Source organism: Streptomyces sp. NPDC042259, assembly GCF_055582085.1.
Genome location: NZ_JBVJDW010000028.1, coordinates 1 through 3,779, shown reverse-complemented (window position 1 = coordinate 3,779; position 3,779 = coordinate 1). Strand labels below are relative to the sequence as shown.

Sequence of the window (3,779 nt, the reverse complement as noted above, 5' to 3'; positions counted from 1 at the left end):
AAGGGCCGTGCAGTAGAGATTGCCGCCAGTCAGGCGTGAAGTGCCGCCTCGCCGTCCTCGCGGACGCCGTGGCAACTCGAAGAACTCTACACGAGCCCGGTACGACGCATCAAACCCGTGGCGCAAGGGGTTTTGGTGACGGTACCGTCGCCGCATGACCAAGCATGCGCACACCCAGCAGTGGTGGGCCGCCTGACCGGCGGCCGATCAGCGCATGCACCCAACGGCCGCCGCCTCGGCGGCCGTTTTGCTGTCCGTGGCGGTGGTCCCTCCACCCGGGAGACAGCACGATGCGACGCATCTTCAGCGGTATCAAACCGACCGGCCACCTCACCCTGGGCAACTACCTCGGGGCCGTCCGCCAGTGGGTCGAGGTGGACCAGCACCAGACGGACGCCCTCTTCAGCGTCGTCGATCTGCACGCGCTGACCGTGGACCACGAACCGGCTCGCGTACGAAGGCTCAGTCGGCAGGCGGCGACACTCCTCCTGGCGGCCGGGCTGGAGCCGGCGCGATGCACCGTGTTCGTCCAAAGCCATGTGGACGAACACACCCGGCTGTCCTATCTCCTGGAGTGCACGGCCACCGACGGCGAGATGCGGCGGATGATCCAGTACAAGGAGAAGGCCGCACGGGAACGAGCGGCCGGCGGCAGCGTACGGCTGTCGCTCCTGACCTATCCGGTATTGATGGCGGCCGACATCCTCGCCTACGGGGCGCACGAGGTGCCCGTGGGTGACGACCAGGCCCAGCACGTCGAGCTGACCCGTGACCTGGCGGTGCGGTTCAACCAGCGCTACGGACGGACGTTCACCGTGCCGAAGGCCGTTCTGCCTTCCGTGGCCGCGCGCGTCATGGACCTCCAGGACCCGACGGCCAAGATGGGGAAGTCCCACGCCGAGACGGCGGGCATCGTCTATTTGCTCGACGAGGCCGACGTCGTACGCAAGAAGGTCATGCGTGCGGTGACCGACAGCGGAAGTGAAGTCGCCTACGACCGCGAAACACAGCCCGGGGTCACGAATCTGCTGGAGATGCTGGCGGCGTGCACCGGCGGAAAGCCGGCGGAGCTGGCCGAGGAGTACTCCTCATACGGGGCATTGAAGAAAGACACAGCGGACGCGGTGGTGGAGCTGCTCCGTCCGGTGCGGCAGCGGCACGCGGAGCTGAGTGCCGATCCGGGGTATGTGGACGGCGTCCTACGGGAGGGTGCCGAGCGGGCACGCGGTCTGGCGCGGCCTACCGTCGATGCCGCCTACGCCGCCGTGGGGCTGATGCCGCCCATGTGAAGGCGGGGGCTGAGCGAGGCCGAACGCGTCATGGTCCGCGAGCGCGTGGCTGCGGTGAGGGCGACGCTCGACTGGATCGAGCAGGCGGTCGAGACCGGCAAGGTCGCCCCGCGCACGCCGCCCTGCACCCGAAGGACAAGTGGGTGCGGCACATCGTCGCCCAGCTCACCTCGGTCGAGTCCACCCTCGACCTCATCACCGGCGCATAGCCGTCACAAGGGGCCGGCACCGCCTGCTTCCCGTCCCGGCGGGGGCCGGCCTCTTGTGACATCGCACGGAGGTGCCCGGGTATGCGCGCCGCTGCTCCCCTCCGCCACCGCGCCCGCGGAGTGACCCCTCATCGAGCCGCTCCTCCCGGTCCCCGCATGCCGGACCCACTGGGGCGGGCGGCCGGAGAAACACCACCGGCACGACAACGCGAAAACGGCGGCCTGGTCGAGCACAGGCGCTCAGCGTCTTGCCCTCGCGGGTGACGCAGTCTTCAGCTCGTTGAGGACGCTTACGGCCGCGTCTTCACTCTCGATGATCCTTGCGATCTTGGTGCACCGGTCGCGGTACCGCTCGTCGTGCAGCGTTGCGCGCAGGGCGTCGGTGAGTTTGTCCGCGGTCAGACGGCGGGCGTTGACGAAAGCGGGGGACAGTCCCAGGGTGGTCAGGCGGCGGGCCCAGAAGGGCTGGTCGAGGGCAAGGGGGCGGGTACGGCAGGGGCCCCTGCTCGCAGTCCGGCGCCCACGGTTCCGGGGCCGGCATGGTGGACCAGGGCGGCCATGCGGGGGAAGAGCCGGTCGTGGGGGCATTCGCCGATGGGGAGGATGCCGTCGCCGGCGACGTCGAGGCCCTGCCGGCCCGCCTGTACGACCGCGCGGACACCGAGCCGCCGGACCACCGTCTTGATCGTGCGGCTGAGTTGTTCCGCATCGCCTGGTGAGACGCTGCCGAAGCCGAAGTAGACGGGGGCGGGCCCCGACGCCAGGAAGTCGGCCAGCTGCGTGTCGGGGCGACAGGCGCTGTCCCGGGGGTGGCCACCAGTAGCCGTCGTAGGTGTGGCCGTCGGGAAGGACGAGTCCCTTCGGCAACAAGGCGGGGCTGTATCCGTGCAGAACACGTGCCCCGCGCAGGATGCTGCCGGGCGAGCGGGGCCTGGCCCTGGCGCATTCCGGATCACGGAGGAATCCGGCTCGAGCGCATAGAACGCGGTCTCACCGTGTGGCGAGGCCCCCTCATCGCCGGATAGTCACGGCGGCGACCTTCGCCCCATGGCCAGTCCCGCGATCACCACACACACGAGGTTGTGCAGCCAGGATCAAGAGATCCCGCACAGACACTCAGGCGTGACCGGAGGCCAGTTCGCGGCTGCGGTCGCGGGCCGCCTCGAGGGCGGCGATCAACGCCGCCCGTACGCCGTGGCGTTCGAGCTCGCGGATCGCACTGATCGTCGTACCGGCGGGAGAGGTGACGGCTTCGCGGAGCTTGACGGGGTGCTCGCCGCTGTCTCGGAGCATGACGGCCGCGCCGATGGCGGCCTGGACGATCAGGTCGTGGGCCTTGTCGCGAGGCAGACCGAGCAGGATGCCGGCGTCGGTCATCGCTTCGACGAGGAAGTAGAAGTAGGCGGGGCCGGAGCCGGACAGCGCGGTGGCCGCGTCCTGCTGGGTCTCCGGGACGCGGAGCGTCTTGCCGACCGGCTTGAAGATCGCCTCGGTACGGAGGAGGTGCTCCTCGGTGGCGTGGGAGCCCGCGGAGATGACGGACATGCCTTCGTCGACGAGGACCGGCGTGTTCGGCATGACACGGACGACGGGGGTGCCGGTAGGGAGACGCTCCTCGAAGAGGGCGGTGGGCACACCGGCCGCGGCGCTGATGACCAGGCGGTCCACGGGGAGGTGGGGGGCCAGCTCGTCGAGAAGGGCCGTCATGTCCTGCGGCTTGACCGCGAGGATGAGGGTGTCCGCGTTCTTGGCGGCCTCGATGTTGCCGACGACCTCGACGCCGTAGCGGGCGTGGAGCGCTTCGGCGCGTTCGGGGCGGCGGGCGGTGACCAGCAGATCGGCGGTGGACCAGCCGGCGCGGATCATGCCGCTCAGGAGCGCTTCGCCGATTTTTCCGGTGCCGAGGACGGCGACTTTCTGAGGCACGGGGCTCACCACTTCGCTGCGCTGGGCTTCAGGGTCGTGCGGACCGCGCGGGCCCTGACCGGGCCGGCGGTCCGTGCCCGTCATCTTTGCACGCCGGGTGTGTCGGACGTATGCGCTTGGCACGGGCGGGCGCGGGCACGAGCCGCGAGACCCCGGCATTTCTCCATTCACCGGGGCCGCCCTTTCCTGGGGACCGGCAAGAATTGGCCGGAAATGCAGAATAGCCCCCGCAGGAACCCGAAGGCTCCCACAGGGGCTACTCTAAAATTTGTTCGGCGGCGTCCTACTCTCCCACACGGTCCCCCATGCAGTACCATCGGCGCTGAAAGGCTTAGCTTCCGGGTTCGGAATGTAA

3 protein-coding genes, 1 rRNA gene and 1 pseudogene are annotated in these 3,779 nt (G+C 69.4%); 3 read left to right on the top strand and 2 right to left on the bottom strand.

Translation table 11 applies throughout. The annotated features are described in order from the left end of the window. The first annotated feature begins 290 nt into the window (after positions 1-290). The 3 genes and pseudogenes from trpS to ACZ6MA_RS33900 all read left to right on the top strand — a co-directional run bounded on the left by trpS (position 291) and on the right by ACZ6MA_RS33900 (position 2,217). Positions 291-1,289: a tryptophan--tRNA ligase gene (gene trpS / locus ACZ6MA_RS33910; protein ID WP_469438755.1), complete on the top strand. Its 999-nt coding sequence runs from the start codon at positions 291-293 to the stop codon at positions 1,287-1,289. Beyond that, positions 1,290-1,498: pseudogene (locus ACZ6MA_RS33905) on the top strand (DUF6192 family protein); the annotation flags it as partial. Between the two features lie 539 nt (positions 1,499-2,037). Beyond that, entirely contained in the window at positions 2,038-2,217 is a 180-nt protein-coding gene (locus ACZ6MA_RS33900; RefSeq protein ID WP_469438753.1) for a hypothetical protein, read from the top strand. Positions 2,218-2,614: 397 nt separating this feature from the next. Here the strand turns inward: ACZ6MA_RS33900 and proC are convergent, their stop codons facing one another. Together proC and rrf are read right to left on the bottom strand one after the other, a co-directional pair. Continuing rightward, positions 2,615-3,424, bottom strand: a complete 810-nt coding sequence (gene proC, locus ACZ6MA_RS33895; RefSeq protein WP_469438752.1) for a pyrroline-5-carboxylate reductase — start codon at positions 3,422-3,424, stop codon at positions 2,615-2,617. Between the two features lie 270 nt (positions 3,425-3,694). Continuing rightward, a 5S ribosomal RNA gene (gene rrf / locus ACZ6MA_RS33890) occupies positions 3,695-3,779 on the bottom strand; the annotation flags it as partial.

Bases quoted from the DNA above. Each gene is read 5' to 3' on its own strand.
- ACZ6MA_RS33900 (WP_469438753.1), top strand. From the start codon at position 2,038: ATGGTGGACCAGGGCGGCCATGCGGGGGAAGAGCCGGTCGTGGGGGCA.
- trpS (WP_469438755.1), top strand. From the start codon at position 291: ATGCGACGCATCTTCAGCGGTATCAAACCGACCGGCCACCTCACCCTG.